Source organism: Streptomyces sp. NPDC006711 (assembly GCF_042869775.1).
Taxonomy (GTDB): domain Bacteria; phylum Actinomycetota; class Actinomycetes; order Streptomycetales; family Streptomycetaceae; genus Streptomyces.
On sequence record NZ_JBIAGO010000006.1, the window covers coordinates 98202 to 118833 of the forward strand.

Annotated in this window: 14 protein-coding genes; 5 read left to right on the forward strand and 9 right to left on the reverse strand. The window is 70.2% G+C overall.

Annotated features, from left to right (window positions below; all coding sequences use genetic code 11):
- Positions 1-78 precede the first annotated feature (78 nt).
- Positions 79-1638 (forward strand): carboxylesterase/lipase family protein, encoded by a 1560-nt coding sequence (locus tag ACFYM2_RS14990; protein ID WP_388836391.1) that lies wholly within the window; start codon positions 79-81, stop codon positions 1636-1638.
- Positions 1639-1655: 17 nt separating this feature from the next.
- Here ACFYM2_RS14990 and ACFYM2_RS14995 read toward each other — a convergent pair whose 3' ends face one another.
- The gene (locus ACFYM2_RS14995) at positions 1656-2549 is read right to left on the reverse strand and encodes a helix-turn-helix domain-containing protein (RefSeq protein ID WP_388457018.1); all 894 of its coding nucleotides are present in this window, start codon (positions 2547-2549) and stop codon (positions 1656-1658) included.
- A 125-nt stretch (positions 2550-2674) separates the two neighbouring features.
- On the opposite strand from ACFYM2_RS14995, the gene ACFYM2_RS15000 reads away from it, so the two are divergent.
- The 4 genes from ACFYM2_RS15000 (at position 2675) to ACFYM2_RS15015 (ending at position 8382) form a co-directional block, all read left to right on the forward strand.
- Positions 2675-4060 carry an MFS transporter gene (locus ACFYM2_RS15000; protein ID WP_388457017.1) on the forward strand — a complete coding sequence of 462 codons (1386 nt, stop codon included), beginning with the start codon at positions 2675-2677 and terminating at the stop codon, positions 4058-4060.
- A 496-nt stretch (positions 4061-4556) separates the two neighbouring features.
- Entirely contained in the window at positions 4557-5210 is a 654-nt protein-coding gene (locus tag ACFYM2_RS15005) for a hypothetical protein (protein ID WP_358999541.1), read from the forward strand.
- Positions 5211-5344: 134 nt separating this feature from the next.
- Positions 5345-7084 carry a flavin monoamine oxidase family protein gene (locus ACFYM2_RS15010; protein WP_388457014.1) on the forward strand — a complete coding sequence of 580 codons (1740 nt, stop codon included), beginning with the start codon at positions 5345-5347 and terminating at the stop codon, positions 7082-7084.
- Between the two features lie 83 nt (positions 7085-7167).
- The gene (locus ACFYM2_RS15015) at positions 7168-8382 is read left to right on the forward strand and encodes an amidohydrolase family protein (RefSeq protein ID WP_358999547.1); all 1215 of its coding nucleotides are present in this window, start codon (positions 7168-7170) and stop codon (positions 8380-8382) included.
- Here the strand turns inward: ACFYM2_RS15015 and ACFYM2_RS15020 are convergent.
- The 8 genes from ACFYM2_RS15020 to ACFYM2_RS15055 all read right to left on the reverse strand — a co-directional run bounded on the left by ACFYM2_RS15020 (position 8375) and on the right by ACFYM2_RS15055 (position 20238).
- Positions 8375-9304, reverse strand: a complete 930-nt coding sequence (locus ACFYM2_RS15020) for an SAM-dependent methyltransferase (RefSeq protein WP_388836395.1) — start codon at positions 9302-9304, stop codon at positions 8375-8377. The two genes, ACFYM2_RS15015 and ACFYM2_RS15020, sit on opposite strands and share 8 nt — an antisense overlap.
- A 70-nt stretch (positions 9305-9374) precedes the next feature.
- Positions 9375-10040 carry a hypothetical protein gene (locus ACFYM2_RS15025; protein WP_358999552.1) on the reverse strand — a complete coding sequence of 222 codons (666 nt, stop codon included), beginning with the start codon at positions 10038-10040 and terminating at the stop codon, positions 9375-9377.
- Between the two features lie 62 nt (positions 10041-10102).
- Complete coding sequence (locus ACFYM2_RS15030; protein ID WP_388836398.1) at positions 10103-13210, reverse strand: amino acid adenylation domain-containing protein; 3108 nt, start codon at positions 13208-13210, stop codon at positions 10103-10105.
- Positions 13211-13260: 50 nt separating this feature from the next.
- Positions 13261-14253 (reverse strand): zinc-dependent alcohol dehydrogenase family protein, encoded by a 993-nt coding sequence (locus ACFYM2_RS15035; protein WP_388836400.1) that lies wholly within the window; start codon positions 14251-14253, stop codon positions 13261-13263.
- The gene (locus ACFYM2_RS15040) at positions 14253-15056 is read right to left on the reverse strand and encodes a HisA/HisF-related TIM barrel protein (RefSeq protein WP_358999561.1); all 804 of its coding nucleotides are present in this window, start codon (positions 15054-15056) and stop codon (positions 14253-14255) included. Before ACFYM2_RS15040 ends, ACFYM2_RS15035 begins: the two co-directional genes overlap by 1 nt.
- A gap of 11 nt (positions 15057-15067) precedes the next feature.
- Entirely contained in the window at positions 15068-16342 is a 1275-nt protein-coding gene (locus ACFYM2_RS15045) for an FAD-dependent oxidoreductase (RefSeq protein ID WP_388836403.1), read from the reverse strand.
- Between the two features lie 81 nt (positions 16343-16423).
- Complete coding sequence (locus ACFYM2_RS15050) at positions 16424-17077, reverse strand: hypothetical protein (RefSeq protein WP_358999566.1); 654 nt, start codon at positions 17075-17077, stop codon at positions 16424-16426.
- Between the two features lie 68 nt (positions 17078-17145).
- Entirely contained in the window at positions 17146-20238 is a 3093-nt protein-coding gene (locus tag ACFYM2_RS15055) for an amino acid adenylation domain-containing protein (protein ID WP_388836406.1), read from the reverse strand.
- Positions 20239-20632: the final 394 nt, after the last annotated feature.

The window sequence follows — 20632 nt, forward strand, 5'->3', positions numbered from 1 at the left end:
TTCCCGGCCCCCTGCCTTCCCGGCCTCCTGCCTTCCCGGCCTCCTGCCTTCCCGGCCCTTTCCACAGAGGAAGCTCCCGTGCCCCGACACACAGATCCGAGCGTCGAGACCCCTTCGGGTGCCGTGCGCGGTGTCCGCGACGGATCCGGCGAGCGCTACCGTGCCCTCCCGTACGCCGCGGCACCGACCGGCGCCGGCCGTTTCGCCCCGCCCTCGCCGCACCGGGGCTGGTCGGGTGTCCGCGACGCCACCCGGCCCTCACCCACCGCGCCCCAGCCCCACCGTGACTTCGGCCGACTCGACATGACCCCCTACTTCGGCCCGGGCTGGGCGCCCGGGGAGGAATACCTGACCGTCGACGTCTATACGCCCGCCGTCGGCACCGGCACCCGCACCGGCACCACCCCCGGCAGACACCCCGTCATGGTTTTCGTGCACGGCGGTGGCTTCGTCACCGGCTCGAATCGCGCGGCGCTCTACGACGGCAGCGCGTTCGCCCGCGACGGCGTCGTCCTGGTGACAGTGAACTACCGGCTCGGCATCCCAGGTTTCCTGGACGTGGCGGGCGCTCCGCCCAATCGCGGACTGCTCGACGTGCTGGCCGCACTCCGTTGGGTACGCGACACCATCCCGGTCTTCGGCGGCGACCCCGAGAACGTCACGGTCTTCGGCCAGTCCGCCGGCGCCACGCTCGTCGGTGGGCTGCTCGCGACACCACAGGCGAAGGGTCTGTTCCGGCGGGCCATCATCCAGAGCGGCAACGGCACCGGCGCGTTCACCCCGGAGCAAGCGCGAAAGGTCACCGCGGCGGCGGCCGCCGCACTGGGCGTCGAAGCGACCGCCGAGGCATTCGCCCCGATCCCCGACGAGCGCTTCCTGGCCGTCCTGCCCGCACTGGCCGGTCTCGACCTGCGTACCGACACCGCCACCGATCCGCTGGCCGGACTCAGCCCGTTCAGCCTCGTCCTGCCGGTCCAGCCCGCGGACGCACTGGCCGACGGCCCGGCCGGCGCCGTCGACCTGCTCATCGGCACCAACCTCCACGAGGGGCACCTCTATCTCGCACCACACGGAAACCTGGACTCCACCACACAGGCCGACGTGCTCGCCGTCGCCGCCCGCACGCATGCGGACCCGGGGGCCGCCATCGCCGCACACCGCGCGGCACGGCCGGACGCGACGCCGGGGGAGCTGCGCTCGGCCCTGCTCGGTCAGGTCCTGTTCGAGGCGGGCACGACGCGCATGGCGCAAACCCACGCGCGGATCTCGGGCGGCCGCACGCACCGCTATTCGTTCGGATACCGCTCCACGGCCCTGGACGGGCGTCTCGGCGCCGCCCACACCGTCGAACTGCCCTTCGTGTTCGACCTCGCCGACCAGCCCTGGCTGCACGGAGACGCCGGCCTGCTCGGCCCCGACCCCGCCCCGGCCGGACTGGCGGCCCAAGTACACGGCGCCTGGGTCGAGTTCGCCCGCACCGGCGACCCCGGATGGGCTCCGTACGACCCGGAGCGCCCCTCGGTGGAATTCCTCGATGGAGACAGGAGCAGGCCGACGAGCCGGTCTCCGAGCCAGGGTCAACCGCCCAACGGGCGCCCACAGTTCGGGGATTCAGGCCGAGGCAGCGCCACTGCTTGAGGCGGGCGACGCATCGCCTAACGGTGTTGCGCTCCTCCGTGCGGGGAGACGGGCGCCGTCTCGCCGGAACCGACGGACGGCCCGGAGGCGGCGAGGTCGAGGAGCGTCATCTTGTCGTGGTCCGGGCTGCCGGGCGGCGCCATGTAGATGATGAGGCGCTGGCCTTGTGCGCGGTTGAGGGACAGCCCTTCGTGCGAGAGCGTCATCGTGCCGACCTCGGGGTGCCGGAGCGTCTTCTTGCCGTCGCCGATCGTGTGCACCTCGTACCGGTCCCAGAGCCGGTTGAAGTCGGGGCTCTTGACGATGAGTTCACCTACGAGTGCGGCGAGATCCGGGGCGTCCGGATCGGTGCCGGCGATCGCCCGCAACTGGGCGACGCACCCCTTGGCCTTCTGTTCCCAGTCCGCCCACAGCTCGCGGGCAGCCGGATGCAGGAAGATGTACCGGACGGTGTTGCGCTGCCGCTCCGGCCAGTCGGCGATGCCGTGGAGCAGCCGCAGCCCGCCGGGATTGGCCGCCAGCAGGTCGTTGGTGCGGCTCACGACGTACGCCGGGTTGGGCCGAAGCGTCTCAAGCAGCTGCGTGACGGTCGGACGGACCCGGCGCGACGGCAGGGGGCGGGGCTCGGGCGCACGCCGCGCCGCCCGCGCCGCCAGCTCGTGCAGGAAGCCGCTCTCCTCCGGGTTGAGGCGGAGCGCGTCGGCAAGCGCTTCGACCACGGCGGGGCTCGGACGGGTCTCCTTGCCGCGTTCCAGACGTACGTAGTAGTCGATGCTCACCCCGGCCAGCGCCGCCACTTCCTCCCGGCGCAGACCCGGCGTGCGGCGCGTGCCGGTTCCGGCGGGCAGCCCGACGTCTGCCGGGCGTACGTCCCCACGGCGGGCGCGCAGAAACTTCCCGAACTCAGTCATGGCGTCATTCTGCCAGCGTGTGATCAACGGGCCGGCCGGGAGCCTGGCCCTGTCACACCCCCCTATGGCGCGCCCCGGAAGATCTCGGTCTGCCTCGCTCTCGCGCGCCTCACCAGTCTGGACGGATGACCACGCTTGAACCAGCCCGCGCGTCACAGGATGCCCGGCAACGCACGGCCGCTCCGAAGCTGATCCTGGCGGCCACGTTCATGGGCATCTTTCTGCTCAACCTCAACACCATGGCGATGAACGTGGCGCTGCCCGGGATCGGGCGGACCTTCGGCGGCAGCACGGCGGGACTGCAATGGATCGTGGACGCCTACACGCTGATGTTCGCCGCACTGCTGCTCTCCGCGGGCACGCTCTCCGACCGCGTCGGGGCGAGCCGCGCGTTCGGCGCCGGCGTCGCGGTGTTCACGGTCGCCTCGGCGGCCTGCGGACTGGCGCCGGGACCGGGCGCGCTGATCGCCGCCCGCCTGGCCCAGGGGAGCGCGGCGGCGATCATGCTGCCCTCCTCGCTCGCCCTCGTCCGGCAGGCCTTCCCTGACGCGGCCGAACGGGCACGGGCCATCGCGCTGTGGACCGCCTGCGGAGCCGTCGCGGTCGCCGCAGGCCCGGTGGCCGGCGGCGTGCTGTCCACCACTCTGAGCTGGCGGGCGATCTTCGTCTTCAACCTGCCCGTCGGCCTCGCCACCCTCGCGGTGTTGAGCCGCGTGGGGCGCTCGCCGCGCCGTGCCGCGCCGCTCGATCCGTACGGCCAGCTCACGGCGATCGTCGCGCTCGCGGCGCTCACCTTCGCGGTGATCGACGGAGGGGAGAACGGCTTCGGCGAGCCCGTGGTGCTGGGCTGCCTGGGGCTCGCCGCGGCGGCGACGACGGCGTTCATCATGATCGAGGCACGTACCGCCGCGCCGTTGGTCCCGCTCGACCTCTTCCGTTCGCGCACGGTGACGGTTTCGGTCGCGATCGGATTCGTCGCCAATGCCGCGTTCTATGGGCTGGTGTTCGTGCTGAGCCTGTTCTTTCAGGACGTTCTGCGCCTGTCCGCCATGGCTGCGGGGCTGATGTTCCTACCGATGCTGGCCGTGATCGCCGGAGCCAACCTGGCCTCGGCCAGGGCGGCGGCACGCTTTGGGCCGCGGATGCCGATCGCCGTGGGACAAGCGGTCTTCGCCCTTGCGATGTTCGGCCTGCTCTGGGTCGACGAGGGCACCAGCAGGCCGGTGATCGCGGCGATGCTCGTCCCGGTCGGCTTCGGCCTGGGTTTCTTCGTGCCTTCCCTGACCGCCGTCATGCTGAACGACATCGCCGCGGAACGGGCCGGGATGGCCGCCGGGATCCTGAACTCCTTCCGCCAGACGGGCGGGGCGCTCGCCGTGGCGGTCTTCGGAGCCTTGGTCGCGGACCGGGGCGAGTTCATCGGTGGCCTGCGGGTGGCCCTGTGCGTCGCGGCGGTGCTGCTGATGGCCACCACGGCCGCGGCCCTCATGCTGCCGCGCGGCCGTGACTGAGACCCCCTCGAACAGCGTGGCTGTGCCTCGTAAAAGAGCCGGAAGCAAACCCGTCGGCGCAGCACTTGCTGCTTTAACCGGTGCAAATCCGGCTCTCCTGTGGAGGCAGGGGGACGGGAGGTGGACAGAGAGGGAGAAGGCTTCGGCTGTGATGCCGGTGCCATGTACGTTCCGGACACCGGCCACCTGCTTGGCGGCCGCCGGGGCGGGCCCGCGACGCGGCTGACGTCGCGGGAATTCTCGCAGGCCGGAGGTGGCGGCCCGGCGCTGTCAGGCGGAGCGGGACCGATCACGGTGAGCGATGCGCCGACCGCGTGATGGGCGAACACATGTGCCGGACAAGGCTCTGCTGGGTACCTTCGTGCTTGCGCGAGTCGAACGTCTCAACGACCGCATCGCGAGCGTGGACACATCGGCCACTTCGGCGTTGTCCGCAGAGCCCTCAGTCGCGCTTCTGACGCCGGTCACAGCGTTCCCTGACTGAAGGAGGCTCCCTGTGCCTGCAACCGAGTTCATCGACACCGTGGGGATCAACATTCCCGACCACCTCGCCGCCAACGAGTTCCTGTCGCTGGCCCGGGAGGGGATGATCGAGGAAAAACATCTACAGAGGTTCGCGCTTGCCGAATTCCAGTCGCAGGAGGCCGAGTTCACCGCCTACGGCCTGCTGCTGTCCCGGTATCCGCACGAAGTGCCCGGCGGGTTCTTCTCCTTTGTGGCACACGAGTTGATGCAGGCACGCCACCGGATGGTGTCCGGGCTCGCGCCCGCGCTGGGCATGTCGCCCGACGAGATGCGCCGGGCGCCCCGGCTGGAACCGGTACGCCGGTTCACCGAGTTCATCTCCTGGGTGGCCCTGCACGCAGGGGCGGCGGAGGCAGCCCTGCTGGCACGCACCGACTTCACTCTGTGGTGCAACTCCTGCGCGGTCCTGGCCGACGTACTGCGCGAGGCGGAACACGTCCCTGAGGCCGCGGTGGAGTACATCAACGCCTACCGGGAGAACCCGCCGGAGGTGGCGGACGGTGTGCTCCAGGTCATCGAGTACGGCCGGGCGCACCACGAACCGGACGAGTGGATCACCCGCAGCGCGGTGCGGATGGAACCGGCGCTGCGGTCCTGGTGGCGGGCGGTGGCCACGGCCGGCTGAGTCCCACACCCGCCGCGCCCCGGGCGCCACGCGGCTCGCTGAAATGACGCCGCGCCATGGGCGACGCGCGAAGAAGCCGCCCCGCACGCACCTGGAAATCGCCCACCTTCCCCGTATGGAGCCTGGAGCCGGCCGTGAACGCGAACACACCCCCTCCCGCCAGTGACCTACAGGTCGACTTTCCCTTCGACTATGCCGCCCATGTCAGCGGAGGCCGGCGCATGGGGCGGCTGCCCGAGGCCGCCACCGGAGCGCGCATCGCCGTCATCGGGGCCGGCGGGAGCGGACTGGCCGCCGCCTACGAGCTGTTGCGGGCCGGCTGCCAACCCGTGGTGTACGAGGCCGAGCGAAGCGAGGACGGACCGGGAGGGCGGCGCCTGGGCGGGCGCATGTACAGCCGACGCCTTCGAGAGGCGGACAGCGCTGTCGTGGAGTTGGGCTGTCTGCGCTTTCCTGAGACCGCCCGGCTGCTGCGCCAGTACGCTGATACGTTCGGCGTCCGGCTGGAGCCATTCCGCGACAACTACGCCGCCCCCACCACCCCCTTGACCGTGTTGGACGTCGACGGCCGACAGTATGCCGCCGGGAAGATCGAGGACCTGTACGACAGGTGCGACGGCTTCCGGGAGGCGCACGCGCGCTGGCAGCAGGCGCTGGCCCGGATCGGCTTCTTCCAGATCCAGCGGGATGTCGCCGCGCGCGACCTCGCCGCGGTGCGCCGCCGTTGGCGCGAGGTGCTGGTCCGCTTCGAGCCGTGGTCCTTCTACCGTTTCCTGCGCGCCCCGGACGGTGCGGGCCTGACCCACGACCAGGCACGGCTCCTTGGCACCGCCGGAGTAGGGCCCGCCGTGTGGGACTCCTTCTTCGACCTCAGCCTGTTGGAGATCCTGCGCCTGTTGCTGTGCACCGAGGGAAGCTCCCTGCTGTACGCCCCTGAAGGCATCAGCCGGCTCGCGGAGGGCTTCTGGTCCCACCGCACCACCGATCCTCATGGACGGACGTGCAGTGTCGAGGCGGTCAATGGGGGAGCACCGCGCCCCGCTGTGCGCGCCCTGGACATCGAGCCGGATGCCGCCCACGGCGTCGTGGTGCACAGCGAGGACGGGCGCAGCGAGCGGTTCGCGGCCGCCGTGTTCACCCCACAGCTGCGTCTTGTGGAGACCGGCGTCGAGGTACGCTCCACCGTCGCTCACACGCCCGTGCTCGGTCCCCGGCTGTGGCGGGCCGTGCGCCGCCTGCACTACTGGCAGTCCTCCAAAACCGCCCTGGTGGTCGACGACCTGTTCTGGGACAAGACCTCCATGGACGGGGTCACGCTCACCGACCGGCTGCCGCGCGCCGCCTACACCGTCGACTACGGGCCCGCGCGGGGACCCGGGGGCCGACGCGGCGTGCTGGATCTCAGCTTCACCTGGGCACAGGACGCCATGAAGATCAGCCCGTCCACTCCAAAGGAGCGGGTCGCCCTCTTCGTCCGCGACCTCGCGGACATCCACCCCGAAGTGGCGGACGAGCTGCGCGCGCACGCCCGCACGGGGGAGGCGGTGACCGTGTCCTGGGAGAACGAGCGGCACTTCCGGGGTCTGAGCCGCTGGTCCTGCCCGGGCGACCATCCCTACCAGCGCGACCTGTTCGCCCATTTCATGAAGGACTTCGCCGGTACACCTGCCGTACCCGGCGAACCGCCGAACGCCCTCTACCTGGCGGGCGACGACACCTCCTGGTCTCCGGGCTGGCTCAACCACGCCCTCGCCTCGGGCCTGAACGCCGCCTGGGGCGTCCTGCGCCAACTCGGCGCGCGGCCCGAGCCGGGCAACCCCGGGCCCGGCGACGTATGGAACGACCCCCACTACACACCGCTCACCACGGCCTGACCCCGCACCGGGCCCCGCGCGCCCGGGTGCGGACGGACATCCCGCCGCACGCCCCCCACACCACCGCCACCCCGGAGGTATCCGTGCCCGCATCCGCCGCTAGAGACCTTCTGCTGCGACCCGACCGCGTGTGGGACGCGGTGGCGGACACGCCCGTCGACGGTCTGTCCGTCCTCGTACGCGAAGGCCGGATCGCGGCAGTCGCCCACGACCTTCCTCCCAGCCCCGGCGCGGACATCGTCGACATGCCCGGCTGCACGCTCCTGCCCGGGTTCATCGACTGCCACGTCCACCTGCTCGACGAGAACGCGGAGACCGCGCCCTCCGCCTACCAGACCCTCACCGCCGTCCCTGTCCTGCGCGCCCTGCTGCGAAGCGGCTTCACCACCGTCCGCGATCTCGGCAGTGCCCACCTGCCCCTCAACGTGTCCCTGCGCACAGCCGTGAAGGACGGCCTGATCGAAGGTCCGCGCATCATCGCGGCCCCCAACATCCTCTCCCCGCGCGGCGGCCACGCGGACAAGCAACCAGCCCTCGCCCAGCGCTACGGACTCCAGATCGGCACCCTGGCCGAAGGAGTCGAGGAATTGCGCCGTGCGGTACGCGAGCAGGCGCGCGCCGGAGCCGACTGGATCAAGTTCGCGGGCGGCGGCGGATTCTCCTCACCCGTGGACAGCCCCACCAGCGCCGCCTACTCACGCGTGGAGACGCACATCATCGTCGCGACCGCCGACGACCTGGGGTTGCCGTGTGCGACCCACGCCTTCACCGACCGTGCCATTCAGCGCGCCGTCGCCGCGGGAGTGCGCAGCGTGGAACACGGCTGCTTCGCCACCGCACCGACCTACCGGGCCATGGAAGAGGCCGGCACCTTTCTGGTGCCGACCCACTACGCCCAGACCTACTTCCTCGACCGGCTCGACGACGACGGCTTCTGGAACAGCTCCACGGCCACCACCCGCCAGAACTACCGCACACACGCCGAATCCCTGCGCGAAGGACTCCTGCGGCCGGCCCGCACCCAGGTCAGAACGGCCTTCGGTACCGACGCCGGAATGTTCCCGCACGCCCAGAACTGGCGGGAATTCCCCACCATGCTGGCCCACGGCTACACCGCCCTGCGGGCCCTGCGGGCCGCGACCCGCACTGCGGCAGACCTCCTCAACCGCCCCGACCTTGGCCTCATCGCCCCGGGCGCCACGGCAGACCTGGTCGCCCTTGAGGGCGACCCTTTCCAGGACATCATCGCCACCAGCCGCCCCCGGTACGTACTCCAGGAGGGCCGCCTCATCACATGAGGCGGCCATCCTCTCGGCGCTCAGCGATGATGCTGCGCACTGACGCCTCGTTCCGGAGCAGTGCGACGGCGAGGTCCACGGCCATGGCGCGGATCGCTTCGAGGGGCGCACTCGCCTCCTTCGGAAAGTGGAAGTCGATGTTGCTCTTCAGCTCCAGGACCCAGCGCGCCGCCTCCTCAGGAGAGGGCAGAACGCGCTGGTCGCGAACGCGGAACCCGCTGTTCTCCAGTACGTCCGTGACGTAGCGAAGTGACTTGCGGTGTCCCAGTGCCAGATGGTCGGTGTCCGGGGGCAGGGGCGGTTGGGAGGCCAGGAACTCCTCGCTGTAGAGCGTCTCCGAGATGACGAGGAGGCCGCCGGGCTCCATGCGCCGCGCCAGCGCCTCGGTCGCATTTTCGTACACGTCCGGCGGAAAGTGTGTGATGGCACCTCGGACAAGCACCAGATCGTAGGGCTCTTGGTCCGGTAGCTGTGCGATGTCCGCGGCGTCGCACAGATACAGGTGGATGCGTTCCGCCTCGTGTGCCTCACGCACGAGGTCCGCACAGTGGGCGAGTTGCTCCGGACTGATGTTGATGCCGTCCAGACGCGGGCAGTCGGGGAAGACATGTGCGAGATGCCGCAGCGCCGCTCCCCATCCGCACCCGACATCGAGGACGCGCCGCGGGGCCGGGTGTCCCGGTTCGAGGACGCCGGCCAGGGCCAGTTGCCGCTCCAGGTGCCTCGCTCCGGCCTCGTCCAGTGACACGGGGCGGGGGGAGTCCGGGTGGTCGTAGACGCCCCACTGGAAGTGCAACTGGTCGCCGAGGACGTTCCGCCAGTCATCCGGGGAGTCCTTGTAGGCGCGGATGACGTGTTCGCGGAACGAGTCACCGCGATGGCTCGGGAGTACTTCATACCTCTGATCGTCGCCGCCGGTCATGGACTTCCTTCCTTTCCGGAGGATTTCTGCGGTACACGGCTGTTCTGCCTGCCCTGCCACCGGACAGGGGTCAGGCCGGGGGAGCGGCCGCCGTCTTCCAGACGTCCAGCAGAGCGTCCGAGATGCGATGGGCGTGGAACAGCACCTCCTGAGGATCGGCGCCGCGGTCGAGACCGTCCTGCACCACCGCCAGGGCGAGTTCCTTGAGCGCGTCGTCACCGGCGTCGTCGTAGTAGTCGATGAACGCTCGGGTCTGCGGGAGGTCCGACTCGCGCAGACGTCGTGCGACGGCGCAGGCGCCGGAGTAATAGACCTGCATGTCGGTGTGGGTTGCCAGGGCGGCCGCCGCCTGGCTCGCGGACGTCGCGATCCAGGAGAGGGCACTGTGGAAGGCGTACGATCCCGAGTTCACCGGCCGCGTCAAGTCGGCCTCGTCCATCCCCAGCGCCTGACCCACCCGGTACAGCTTGGGCGTCGCGTCGTGAACGATACGTCCCAGGGTCAGCCACAGTTCGGCGGCCTGCCCGTGGGGAGAGCGGGAGAGCAGGTTTCCGTACGCGGTGAGTTCCACCGGGTGCGCCTGATACTCCAGGGCGACCAGGCGCCGCAGCGGTTCCAGGGCGCTGGGGCCCGTCACCGGTGCCAGTGTGAGAGGGCTGCCGGGGGCTTGTCCGGCGAGCGCCTGCTGGACGACGTCGGCCAGAGCCGTGGCATCGGTGTGATCTTGTGTGCTCATGGGATTCCCTTCTGCTGTGGTGGACGCGAACGTCCCGGGCGGGCCATGTGCTGGCAGGTGGTTCAGGTCGTTGTGGCGGTTTGTGGCGGCGGCAGGTACCCGCTCTCCCGGAGGTGGCCGAGATACAGGTCGATCAGCCGGTCGTCGACAGGTGGGCATGTCAGGCCGGCGTCCGTTGTCACACGGGCGGCGTTGTCGCGGCTGAAGCGGGGAAAGGCGCCGGCGAGGTGCGTCTGGACGAGGGCGGTGCCCGTGCCGGCCGCGGCTTCGGCGAACAGGGGGATGTAGGGCGCCATCGGATGCCGGGGATCCTCGCTCGTCGCCTCGATGACCACGTCCACCCACTCCCGCAGTCCGACCGTCCGAACGCGGTAGGACATCGCCCGGAGACGGTCAACCAGGAGGGACAGCCGCGCCTCGTGGGGATTGGTGAGGTGGTAGACGCGGCCGTCGTGCCTCTCGTGGGTGATCACGCGGGTGATGACGTCGGCCGTGTGGTCGACGGGGACGAAGTTCAGCGGGAACGCCATGTCCGGAGCCACGCCGCTCTGCGCGATCGTGCGAAACAGCGCGCACATCATGGTCTCGGTGTTCCAGATGCCCCGGTCCTGGGTGCCCGTGATCTCGTAGGGCCGGTGGATCGACGCGGGCAGACCCTGGTGTGACGCCTCCGCCACCAGCTGCTCGGCGACCCACTTGGTCTCGGTGTAGCCCAGTGCGAGCCGGTCGGGGTGCGCGAGCGGGGTGCGCTCGGTCACGTGGGGGACCCCGGCGGGACCGAAGCCCGCGATGACAGCCATCGTGGAGACATGGTGGAGGGGCTTGAGCCGGTGCGCGGCCGCCAGTTCTATGACGGTGCGGGTGCCGCCGACGTTGGCCGGGGCCAGGGCATCGTAGGGGTAGGCGAAGTTGACCTGCGCGGCACAGTGCACGATGTGGTCACAGTCCCGGGCCATCCGTGTCCAGGCACTCCGGTCCACACCGAACCGCTCGGCTGTCAGGTCGCCCGGTATCACGGTGATCCGGTCGCCGATGTGGTGTGGATCCAGCCCGTAGCGCAGCATCCGGGCCGCGACACGGGCGGCGCCGCGTTCCGCGTCCGGAGCGCGGGTGAGGCAGTAGACATGTGCCACGCCGGCACGCAGCAGCCGGCCGAGGAGATGAACGCCGAGGAAGCCGGTGGCGCCGGTGAGCAACACGGTTCGCGGGCAACCCGTCGCGGGGAGCGGGCCGGTTAGGGACACCGGTTGCCGCAGGCGCGCCTCGGCGTAGAAATCCGTGCTGGTACGTGGCGCCCGTGTGAGCCCCCGCTCGGCGAGTTCACGTGATCGCACGGCGAACGCTTGGAGCGTCGGATTGCTCAGCAGCGCGCGGATGAGTGACCCGCCCTGCGCTTGATCGATGCCGAACGAGCGGCACGTGGCCGCCGCCACGTGGGTCGCCATCAACGAGGTGCCGCCCAGGGCGAAGAAGTCGTCGTCCCGTCGAGCGGTGTCCCTACCGAGCACCGAACACCAGATCCGTCCGACGGCGATTTCGTGCGCGTCCCGCGGCGTCCGGGCCTCCCGGACATCGAGGCGTGGCCGGGCAAGCCGGGCCAGGAGGCGGGCATGGTCAGCCTTGCCGCTCACGGTCAGCGGCAGGTCACAGGCACACACGATCCTGCTGGGCACCATATGGGCGGGCAGACGGTCGCGAACGTGGTCGTGCAGGTGTGGGACGAGAGCCGCGGTGTCCGTGTGCGGGGAGCAGACCACGGCCGCGCCAAGATGCTGTCCCGGCCCTTCGCCCAGTACGTCGACGGCGGCCTGCCGCACGTCCGGATGCGTGGACAGTACGGCCTCGATCTCGTCCAACTCCACCCGGAATCCCCGGAGTTTGATCTGCCGGTCCCTGCGTCCCAGGAATTCCAGCACCCCGTCGGGCCGCCGTCGCACCATGTCGCCCGTCCGGTACAGACGGCCTTGCGCGTCGTTCCCGAAGCGGTCGGGCACAAAGCGCCGCGCGGTCTGTTCCGGGTCATTGAGGTAGCCGATCGCCACGCCGTCCCCACCGAGCCAGAGTTCCCCCTCCTCTCCCGCGGCGGCCAGGCCACCGTCCTGCCGGACCACATATCCCGTGGTGGCGGCCACCTCGGTACCGATGGGCACGAGTTCCGCGTGCTCCGGCAGTTCACGGACCGTGTAGGAGGTGCTGATGACGCTGTTCTCCGTCGGTCCATAGCCGTTGACGAGGGTGCCCGGCGGCCCCTGGGCCAGTACGGCGCGGACCGCTTTGGGGCTGATGGAGTCGCCGCCCACCATCAGGCACCGCAGGCCGGAGAACATGTGGGGCGCCGCGTACGCGTGTGTGTGAAACAGGCCGGCGCTCAGCCACAGAGTGGTGATGCCATCGTGGTGGAGGCGCCGTGCCAGTTCCCGGGTGTCGAGCAGGTCGTCGGGGTCCGGCAGAACCAGACACGCTCCGTTGAGCAAGGTGCAGAACAGCTCGTAACACGAGACGTCGAACGACGGGTTCGCCGTGGCGAGCAGGCGGTCGCCGGGCCCGGGAACCGCCGGGTGGTCCGCGGTCACGAACCGGACCAGTCCGCGGTGATTGCACAGCACCCCCTTCGGCGCGCCCGTCGAGCCCGAGGTGTATATGACGTAGGCGGCATCGGTCGCCGCGCGCGCCGGGGTGCGGAACGGCAACTCCGGCGGTGTTTCCTCTCCCGTCAGCTCAGGGGTGAGGACATGGACGAGTTCAGGAGCCGGAGGGACGGCGACACCCGGCGCGGTCACGAAGTGGGCGACCCTCGCGTCCCGGACCACGGAGGCCAGCCGTCTTGGGGGCGTGTGAGTATCGAGGGGGAGGTAGACGCCACCGGCTTCCAGGACGGCGAGCGCTGTCACCACCAACTGCGGGGAGCGCTCAAGGAGTACGGCGACGATGTCGCCCTCACCCAGGCCGCGGTCGCGCAGTCGAGCCGCGGCCCGTCGCACCCGGCCGCGCAGTTCCCGGTACGTCCAGCGGCCGCCCCTCCACCGCAGGGCCTCGCTCTCGGGAGATCGCTCGGCCTGCGCGGAGAACAGGTCGCACAGCAGGGCGTGACGCGGGTAGCCAGAGCTGGTGGCGTCACACGCGGGGGTGGACCGCGAGACGCCTTTCGGTGTCTGTGCCGTCGGCGGCATGGTCGGATCCTTTCGCGTACGGCTGACGGGCGAAGCACGGCCGGCTGCGCTCAGCCCACCAGCAGGATCTTGCCGCCGCCCGGTCCGCTTTCGGCCCGGCGCACCGCCTCCTTGATGTCCGCGAGGTCATAGCGGGCCGCGACGGGCGCGTTCAGTTGACGGGACGTCAGTTGCTCGGTCACGGTGCGGGTCAGGTCGGCGATCTGCTCCGGGAGCATGCCCTTGAGTCGTTCGGGCAGCCAGAAGCCGTCGAGAGTGATGCCACGGAAGACGAGTGCGTCCGGTGGGACGGGGATGGGGGAGCCCGACAGCATGCCGTAGACGGTCATGCGTCCGCCCTCCCGGAGGCAGTCCAGAGCGAGTCGGCCGGTGGCACCCCCGACGGCGTCGATAGCGGCCGCGATGCCCGGTGCGCCGGCGAATTCCGCGAGCTGTTCACGGGCCGAGTCCGAGGGGTCGGCGACTATCTGCGCCGAGTCGTTGTCGGGCGGGGCCGGGTGCGGACGGCGAACCAGGCCGGCACAGCGGATACCGCGTTGCCGTGCCAGCGTGGTGATCATCCGGCCCACGGCGGAGGCGGAGGCGGTCTGGAGCAGGACGTCGCCCGCGACCAGGCCCAAGCCGTCCAGGAGCAGGTTCGCGGTCATGGGATTGATGGTCAGCTGGCACGCGAGGTCGTCCGGCAGGGAGTCGGGGATCTCCACCACGTCCGCCGCCGGCACGTTGAGGTATTCCTGCCAGGTGCCGTCGGCGGATACCGCGACTCGGTCTCCCGGTCGAAGGCCGACGCCGGCGGCCGCCTTGTCCACCACGCCCGCCCCTTCGAAACCCACCAGCGCCGTGGCCGGTTCGCCTGGTGAGGGCGGTCGAAGCCCTGCTGGCCGACCGTAGTGTCCCCGGATCAGCAGCAGGTCGGAGGGGTTGATGGGACGGGCCGTCAGGCGAACGCGGACCTCACCCGCGCCGGGGTCGGTCATCGGGGTCTCGGTCACCGTCAGGACGTCGGCGGGTTCTCCGTACGGGGTGAAGACGACGGAACGCATCAGTGGTCCGGCCGGTAGAGGCTGTCGGCCATGAGGAAGTCCCTGATCTCCGCGATGGAGTGCTTGCCGTTGTGGACCATCTTGTTGACCAGGACGTAGGTGGCCTGGCCGTTGTGGAGAGCGTCGCGCAGGTGCTGGAGGGTGCCGCAGCCGCCGGAGGCGATGACCGGGAGCCTCGATGCCTCGGCCACGGCCCGGGTGAGCGCGAGGTCGAAGCCCTGTCCTGTGCCCTCGCGGTCGATGCTGTTCGCCAGGATCGCGCCGACCCGCAGGTCGGCGAAGCGCGTGGCCATGGCGGAAGCGTCGGCGCCGGCGCGTTGCTCGCCGTCACGGACGTACGCCTGCCATTCCCCGGGGGCTGTCTGCCTGCTGTTGATGACGCCCATGAGCCGGTCACCGCCGTACTCGCCGATGGCCGCCCGCACGGTCCCTGGGTCATCGACCATCGCGGTGCTGATGGACACGATGTCCGCGCCGGCCTCGAAGAGATCTCCGAGGAGTTTCACGGACGGGAGAAGGCCGTGTTCCACCGAGACCAGGATGTCCACTCCGCTCTCCTTGACGCTGCTCAGGACAGCCGGGAGGTAGTCGATGGCGTCCCATGCGTCGAAGACGTCCAGGAAGATCTTCTGCGCGCTGCCGGCGGCGTACGCCCGGACGATCTCGATCACGTCCGACGGGTCGCGCAGGCCGGGGATCGCGGACGGTTCGGTGGCGGCGCCCCGGGCGACATCGATACAGGGGATGATGAGGTCGCCGATGTGGGCATTACGGTCCTGGAACGCCTGTGGGGAGGATCCCATGGTCTTGCCTTTCAGGAGGGGGCGAGTGTTTTCAGGCGTGCGCTGTCGCATCCCAGTCGCCGTGCCGTGTCGACCGCGGTGGCGACGGCTGCTTCCTGGGTCGCGCCTCGCGCCACGACATGGCCGGCGAAGTGAAGACCGCCACGGCCTTGGAGCGGGCCGAGTCGCCGCTGCGCGGCGAACATGGCCGGAGATGGCAGAAGAGTGCGGAAGGTGGTCCGCGCGAGGAGCCGACGCGGAAGGTTCGCGCGGTGGTCGAGTTGGCTGACGTACACCTCGGCGCTGTCCTCGAAGCGGCGCCGGATGCAACCGAGGGCCCAGGACCCCTCCACGGTGATGTTCGTGGTGGACCGGTGGCGCGGGTCGCGGGCGAGGTAGCAAGGGTCCAGGTGCAGGCCCTGGTTGATGTCCGCGTACCGGTACGAGGCGAGGGCCCGCCGTGCCGTCTCGGCGTCCGGCAAGTCCTGGAGCGCCCGGGCGGCGGCGTCGGCGGGAACGGCCAGGACGACCGCGTCGACCTCGTGTGGGACACCGGTGGCGTCGACCATGGCCAGCCGGTCGCCCGCACGCCGTATGCCCCGCAGCGCGGTCCCGGGGCGCAGGTCGGCGCTGTTCAGTTGCGCCGCCAGCCGCCAGGCGACGTCCTGCATACCGTGCCGCAGTGTCTGCGTGAGCGGCGTCGACCCGGCGGGGGCCTCGTCCGCGAACAGAGCGGCAACCGCCCGTGCGGAAAGCGTCGAGGCCCGCGCCAGGTCGCAGCCCCAAAGAGAGGCGGCCAGCGCGTACACCACGTTCTCCTTCAGCGCCGTGGGCCAAGGCCACGGCTCCACCATGTCGCGCAGCGGAACCTGCCAGTCGAGGCCGCGCGCGGCCCACTTGGCGGATTCACGCACGAGCGTCGTCACCGCTTGCCCCGCGTCCCGGGGTGGGAGCCCATCGCCTTCTGCCTCTTCGTCGCCGGCGGATGCGGTGAGCGGCCCCTGGAAGAGCGGGGCCTCCTGTTCGGCGACCTCGATGGTGTGGGACGCGGGCGCGGACACCCAGTCGTCCGCGCCAAGACCCAGGGCGTTTGTCAGCCGCGAGAAGAGGGGGAAGGCCTCCAACGACACGCTGTGCACACCCAGATCGACCATCCGCGGCGTGCCGTGCGTGTCGATGAACCGCTGCGAGCGGAGGTTGCCGCCGAGGTCGGCCCGGGCTTCGAGCACGACACTCTCGTGGACTCCGTCGAGCAGCCAGGCCAGGGTCAAGCCGGCGATACCGGCACCCGCGATACCGATTCTCATCGCGAAACTCCTCTTCCCGATCGTGCGGTCCGGCCGTGGGAGATCCGTCCGGTCAATGCCGGCTCCCGGGCCCGAGCGTGGTCAGACGGCTGCCGCGGCGCGCCAGAAGTCGCCCACGCTCTCGTCCAGCAGACGCGCGGTCAGAAGGATCTCGCTGGGGTCGTCGCCTCGGTCGAGTCCGTCCTGGACGACCTCCAGCGCCAGGCGGCAGAGGTCGGAGGGGGTCTCGTCGTCGTAGTAGGCCAGGAACTCGTCCGGCACTTTCAGGTCCGAGGAGCGTACGAGCGCCAAGAATTCGGCGCATCCGGCGTAGTAGCCGGTCAAGTCGGCGTACGAGGACATGCCCGTGGCCGCCTGTGAGCCCTGAGCCGCCACCCATGACAGGACTCCGTCGAAGGCGTATGTCGTGCGATCGGGCGGCCAGAATTTCATCTCGTCCAAATCCAGGCCCAGGGCGCGGGCGCATGTCTCCAGCTTGGGGGACGCGTCGTACACCAGGCGTCCAAGGCGCAGGTAGAGGTCGGCCGCGGGGCGGTGCGGGAAGCGGGAGAGCATCGTGCCGTAGGCCACGAGTTCCGTGCGGTGGCACTGTGCCTCGACGCCGATCAGACGTCGTAAGTGCTCCAGGGTCGGTGGCGTGTCCGTCGCGAGCAGGGGGTTGGGGACGGGATGGCTGCGGCGTCGGTTCTCGACCTCGTCGACGAGCTGCTCGGCGGATTCGATACGGGTCGTCATCTGCGTTCTCCTGACTCGTGCGGGGTGGACAGGCGCGGACGGCGCCTGGGCGGTGCGGTTGTCCGCGTTCAGCGCTTTTCGGGTGGCGGCTCCAGATATCCGGCGCGCCGGAACGCGTACAGGTAGGTGTCGAGCAGACCGGCGTCGACGGGCGGGCAGACGAGGCCGCTGTCGGCCAGCGCCCTCTCGGCGTTGTGGCGTCCGAAGGCCGGGAACGTGCCGTCGGCGTACATCTCCTGGACCGAGATGTCGCTGCCGCGAGCGGGTTCGAGGAACATGTCCGCGTACGGGGCCATGGGATGGTCGGGCAGCTTGGCGGTCAGCCTGGCGAGCATGCTGCTCCAGGCGTCGTACGAGATGGTCCGGACCGGGTATCCCATGGCGACCAGGCGGTCCACCAGGAGGGGCAGACGGGCGTCGTGGGCGTTGGTGAGGTGGTAGACGCGTCCATCGGGTTCCTGATGGGTGAGGATGTGCACGATCGCCTCCGCCGTGTAGTCCACGGGGACGAAGTCCAGGGGCAGGCTCAGGTCCGGGGCGAGACCGGTCTCCGCGGTGGTGCGGAACAGGGCGCACATCATGGTGTCGGTGTTCCACACGCCGCCGTCGCGGGTTCCGGTCACCTCGTACGGCCGGTGGATGGCCACCGGCAGCCCACGGCGCCCGGCCTCGGCAACCAGACTCTCGGCGACCCATTTGGTCTCGGGGTAGCCCAGGGAGACGCGGTCCGCGTGATCGAGAGGGGTGTTCTCCTCGACGTGGGTGACACCGGCGGTGCCGAAGCCGGCGAGCACGGCGATGGAGGAGATGTAGTGGACCGGTTTGGTGGTGTGCTCGGCCGCGAGTTCCAGCACGGTGCGGGTGCCCCCGACGTTGACCGGGGCCAGCGCCGCATAGGGGTAGACGAAGTTGACACGTGAGCCGCAGTGCACGATCAGGTCGAGTCCGCCGGCCAGGTGGCCCCACGTCGTATCGGACAGGCCCAGGTGAGACTCCGCCAGGTCCCCGGGGACGGGGACGACGCGGTCCAGCAACGGCTCGCAGTCCACGCCGTAGCGCCGCATCCGGGCGGTCAGCCGGTTGAGGGCCGTCTCCGGGTCGTCGGCGCGGATCAGGCAATGGACCCGTTCGACGCCGGATCGCAGCAGGTGCTCCACGAGGTGGGTGCCCAGGAAGCCGGTCGCGCCGGTCAGCAGTACCTGGGCTGGGGCCCGGGGGTTCGCGGCGGCGGGCGCCGTGAAACGCAGGTCGGGTGCGAGCCGGGTCTCGGTCGCGAAGTCCACGGGTGTCTCGTCCCCCGCCCGCCCCTCGTGCAGGGCGTGCACGGTGGCGGCGAAGCCGGCCAGGGACGGGTCGCCGACCAGCTCGCGGATCATCGCGCGTCCGCATCCGGCGTCTGTCCGCAGCCGTTCACGGATCGCGGCGGTGATCTGGGTGGCATGCAGCGAGGTGCCCCCCAGCGCGAAGAAGGTGTCGTCGCGGGCCACGGTGTCCAGGTGCAGGACGTCACGCCAGACGTCGGCGACGGCCCGTTCCCATTCATCACGGGGCGCGGTGTCATCGGCGCCGGAGGACGAGGCGGGCGCCGCCAGGTCCGCGAGTTCCCGGCGGTCGACCTTGCCGCTGGAGGACAGAGGCAACGCGTCCACCACAGCGATGCGGGCGGGAACCATGTAGGAGGGCAGCCGATCGCGCGCGTGCTCGCGCAACCGCTGCGACAACTCTCCTCGTGCTTGGCCGGGTTGTGCCACCACCGCGGCTGCCAGCAACTCGCCGGCACCTTGTCCGACCACCCCCACGGCGGCCTGCCGCACCCGGGAATGGTCCGCCAACACCGCCTCGATCTCGTCCAGTTCCACCCGATAGCCGCGCAGTTTGACCTGCCGGTCGCGCCGGCCCAGATATTCGAGCGCGCCGTCCTGGCGCCACCGTGCCATGTCGCCGGTCCGGTAGAGGCGCGAGCGCACCTCCAGGGGCGACCACGGGTCCTCGACGAACCGGTCGGCCGTCTTCTCGGGGTCTTTGAGATAGCCAAGGGCCACGCCGTCCCCGCCCACCCACAGCTCGCCGGTCTCGCCCGGGGCGGCGATGGTGCCGTCATCGCGCACCACGTAGGCCGTCGAACCCGGCACGTTGGTCCCGATGGGCACGTTCTTCGCCCGCTGGGACAACTCCGTGACGCGGTGGGTCGTCGCCAGAGAGGAGTCCTCGGTAGGCCCGTAACCATTGAGGAACATGTGGGGCCGCCCGTTCTCCAGCACCGCGCGCACCGCACGCGGCCCGAGCGCGTCACCGCCCGCGATCAGACACCGCAGACCGGCGAACATCTCAGGGGCGGCGTGGGCATGCTGGTGGAACAGCCCGGCACTCAGCCACATCACGCTGATCCGCCGCTCCCTCAGCACCGTCTCCAGAGTTTTGGAATCCAGCAGATCCTCGGCGCGGACAGGGATGAGACAGGCCCCGTTGAGCAGCGTGGCGAACATCTCGTAGCACGAGATGTCAAAGGTCAAGTTGGTGGTCGCCAGCACGCGATCCTCGGGGAGGATGCGCAGGTCACCACCGCCGCGGGCCAACCTTGTCTGGCCGCGATGAGGACAGACCACACCCTTGGGAGCGCCGGTCGAACCGGAGGTGTAGATGACGTAGGCCGCGTCGCCCGCGGCCCGCCCGCGCCACCACTGCTCGTCGGCCTCGTCCGCGGTGGCGAACAGGGCGTCGGTGTCGAGGACCGTCACACCGTCGGGCACCTCGATCGACCGGCCGGGCGCGGACAGCGCCACGCGCACGTCCGCCTCAATGAGGATCCGCGCGAGCCGGTCCGCGGGGTAGGAGGGATCCAGCGGGAGATACGTCGCTCCGGCGAGCAGAATCGCGAAGATCGCGGCGACCGCTTCCGGGGAACGGTCCATCGCGACGGCGACCACGTCTCCCCCCTGCACCCGGCGGGTTCGCAGGCCCGTGGCACCGCGCCGGGCCCGTTCAGCCAGTTCCCGGTAGCTCCATTTTCCGCCCTGCCACTCGACGGCGTGCGCATCGGGACAGCGTTCCGCCTGCTCGACGAAGAGGGAAGGAATGGTGGCGTTGCGCGGGTAATCGACTTGTACGCGATTCCAGGTGCGAGCGTGATCGCAACAAGCGGCGTCCGATGGTGTGACCACGACTATTCCTTACCATGGCATGGATGGTCGGCGGACAGTACGGTCTTGAATTTCGGGGATACGGCACAGTGCTCGCAGGTGCTCGATTCCCGAAGAATCTGGAAAACCCAGCCGTGCGCTCGGATCGGCATGGGTGCTACGGCCAAGGCGCGTAGCATTCCACGGTGTGCCGGCGCCCGAGCCCATCCGCGTCCGACCGTCGATGACCTGTCGACCACGGGCATGGCACCCGGCGGCTCAATGAGAACGAGGCGCGGACATGCATTCACATCACTTCCCTGTAATGCGGCATTGCAGGGACGGCGAACCGTCTGAACGTGCCTGATCCGCCACCCATCGGATGCAACAGAGGCGATGGGCGGACGAGGAAATCCTCAAGCGATCGAGAGACTTC

What these genes read in the sequence shown, in the direction of transcription:
- ACFYM2_RS15040 (WP_358999561.1), bottom strand. Translation starts at nt 15,056, where the DNA reads ATGGGATCCTCCCCACAGGCGTTCCAGGACCGTAATGCCCACATCGGC.
- ACFYM2_RS15020 (WP_388836395.1), bottom strand. Translation starts at nt 9,304, where the DNA reads ATGACCGGCGGCGACGATCAGAGGTATGAAGTACTCCCGAGCCATCGC.
- ACFYM2_RS14995 (WP_388457018.1), bottom strand. Translation starts at nt 2,549, where the DNA reads ATGACTGAGTTCGGGAAGTTTCTGCGCGCCCGCCGTGGGGACGTACGC.
- ACFYM2_RS15030 (WP_388836398.1), bottom strand. Translation starts at nt 13,210, where the DNA reads ATGCCGCCGACGGCACAGACACCGAAAGGCGTCTCGCGGTCCACCCCC.
- ACFYM2_RS15050 (WP_358999566.1), bottom strand. Translation starts at nt 17,077, where the DNA reads ATGACGACCCGTATCGAATCCGCCGAGCAGCTCGTCGACGAGGTCGAG.
- ACFYM2_RS15045 (WP_388836403.1), bottom strand. Translation starts at nt 16,342, where the DNA reads ATGAGAATCGGTATCGCGGGTGCCGGTATCGCCGGCTTGACCCTGGCC.
- ACFYM2_RS15035 (WP_388836400.1), bottom strand. Translation starts at nt 14,253, where the DNA reads ATGCGTTCCGTCGTCTTCACCCCGTACGGAGAACCCGCCGACGTCCTG.
- ACFYM2_RS15000 (WP_388457017.1), top strand. Translation starts at nt 2,675, where the DNA reads ATGACCACGCTTGAACCAGCCCGCGCGTCACAGGATGCCCGGCAACGC.
- ACFYM2_RS15025 (WP_358999552.1), bottom strand. Translation starts at nt 10,040, where the DNA reads ATGAGCACACAAGATCACACCGATGCCACGGCTCTGGCCGACGTCGTC.